This window comes from Acinetobacter sp. WCHAc060042 (assembly GCF_003231195.1).
Classification (GTDB): Bacteria; Pseudomonadota; Gammaproteobacteria; order Pseudomonadales; family Moraxellaceae; genus Acinetobacter.
The window spans coordinates 1-2,098 of sequence record NZ_QKVN01000090.1; the positions used below are offsets into that span (position 1 = coordinate 1).

The window sequence follows — 2,098 nt, forward strand, 5'->3', positions numbered from 1 at the left end:
CGGATTCTAGTAGCCACTGGCTATTCATTTTTAGGATCTAAAACAGCGTCTAAAAATAGGCAGCTTTTCGTCAAATCGTATTAATTGATCTTATTCTAATTCCTATGAGCTTTTTTATTGCTGTTTCTTCTATAGAACGGGCACTGATGGTGGCTGTCTGTTTACTGGCTGTAATTGTGGAATTATTCAATTCTGCGATTGAAGCTGTTTTAGATCGTATTTCGCTTGAAAAACATGCATTCCAAAAAGGCAAAAGATATGAGAAGTGCGGCACAATTTTCAGCACTTCTCATTATTTTTATTATTTGGTCAATTATTTTACTTGTCCACTAAAAGATCTTAAAAGTTGATTTTACTTAAGCCAACAATGGAAATTGATAGACTTCTGCATAGATTAGCGCAGCAAGCAGAACCAAAATAATGCTTAGGCTTACTGTATAAGTCTGCATAGCTGACCCAGGTATTTGCCAAATAATTTTTCCTCTGGCACTTAACCATTCTGTCAGACTAATACTGACAATTAACCATAATGTTCCTACCAAAAAACCACCCAGCACATCACTTAAGTAATGCTCATTTAAGACAATTCTACTTAGGCCTAAAAGTACAGCAAAAAGAAACATCGTAAAAAATATACGGACTTGTCTGATAAAATTTGGGCTAAAACGAATAGCCAGGTAAGCAAGAAATCCATATAAGGCAATAGCAATGGTGGCATGTCCACTAGGGAATGAGTAGGATTGCTCCAGCAGTAAAGCATCTGCTGGTCGCACGCGATGAAATAAGAGTTTACTCAGGAAGGTAAATATAGAACTTCCTATAGTGGAGACCAGCAACCCTATTAATATATAGGGTTGGCGAATGATCCAGCAGATCACACCGACTAAAATCACAATCAAACAAGAAATTGCTGTAGAACCAAAACTGGTGATGAAAATAAAAAAATCCACTACGCTGGGTTGATGCAGCATATTCATCTGTTGGGAAACAAAATAATCCATTGTCACGATGGAGTCTGAAGTAACCACATCTTCAACAAGTCCGGTAAACAATGCTAAAATATAGCCCATGGCTAAAAATAAAAGCGTCAGAGGTAAGCCATAAAAATGCTGGAGCTGAAATCTTTTCGACAAAAAACCAAAAAAACGGGGGTACTTGTATTTTATTCGAATGAATAAATTGCTTTTTCCCACCTGCTGTTTAAACGTTCCCCCATACTGCACAACTGAATCAAATAATTGCTTGCCATGCTGAATAATCCAGTACTGTAATACCCACAAAAGAATAACCAGTGAAAATACAAGGATGCTCAAGATGAACAATTGCTGATTGGCTTGAATCAATGGAATCATGGCGAAAAAATTTCCTCGTTGAAAGCATTTTTAGCAGGGCTTACTGTCATATTTTGTCAGCGCACAGATCCAATCAATGTTTCGATATCAATACGACTTTATATATTTAGGCCTTTTTTGCAGTCGTTTTATTGCTAAAGTGAATACACACTAGAATCGCAATCAAAATGACAGCTGAAGCAGTAAAGCGACTTAAATCCAAACCACCCGAAGCGATCGGTTTATCCAGGAAATCCCCCACCACAGCCCCCAAAGGGCGGGTTAAAACAAATGCACTCCAAAACAGTAAGGTTCTTGAAACATGAGTGAATTTGTACAGGGCCAAAATCATGAGAATAAGACCGACGAAAAGGATAATTCCACCGCTATAACCCAGCCCCATGGTGTCTGCTGACCAATCTCCTAAAGCCGTCCCTAAGGTTTGGGAAAAGGTAATGGTTAACCAATAGAAAATTTCTGCCCGTGGATAATTCACCGTATGCGGTGAAATACTGCCTTCAACCTTATACCAGCTGAATAAAGACAAGCAGACCAAACCGAGCAATAGGCTACTTCCGCCGATATAACCAATCCCCAAAGATCGATCGATCAAATCAGCCAGTGTCGTACCTACGGTCGTACTGGCGATGATGGTAAACCAATACAAATAAGGACGGTAAAATTTAGAGCGGATTTGAAAGAATAGCAAAGCTATAAATACTGCTGCGAAAATAAAGGTACTGATCAAATAGCCTAAATTTAGAGAC

Annotated in this window: 2 protein-coding genes and 1 pseudogene; 1 reads left to right on the forward strand and 2 read right to left on the reverse strand. The window is 38.6% G+C overall.

The features are described from left to right. A pseudogene (locus DPG01_RS18270) lies at window positions 1-333 on the forward strand (diacylglycerol kinase); the annotation flags it as partial. A 23-nt stretch (window positions 334-356) separates the two neighbouring features. Here DPG01_RS18270 and DPG01_RS18275 read toward each other — a convergent pair. Together DPG01_RS18275 and DPG01_RS18280 are read right to left on the reverse strand one after the other, a co-directional pair. After that, window positions 357-1,352, reverse strand: coding sequence for a phosphatase PAP2 family protein (locus tag DPG01_RS18275; protein WP_004827121.1), 996 nt, complete (start codon window positions 1,350-1,352; stop codon window positions 357-359). 106 nt (window positions 1,353-1,458) lie between these two features. Next, window positions 1,459-2,098, reverse strand: a 640-nt coding sequence (locus DPG01_RS18280) for a hypothetical protein (RefSeq protein WP_110975992.1), incomplete at its 5' end; no start/stop codon positions are given.

Excerpts from the sequence above, each read along its gene's own strand:
- DPG01_RS18275 (WP_004827121.1), bottom strand. The coding sequence starts at position 1,352 with ATGATTCCATTGATTCAAGCCAATCAGCAATTGTTCATCTTGAGCATC.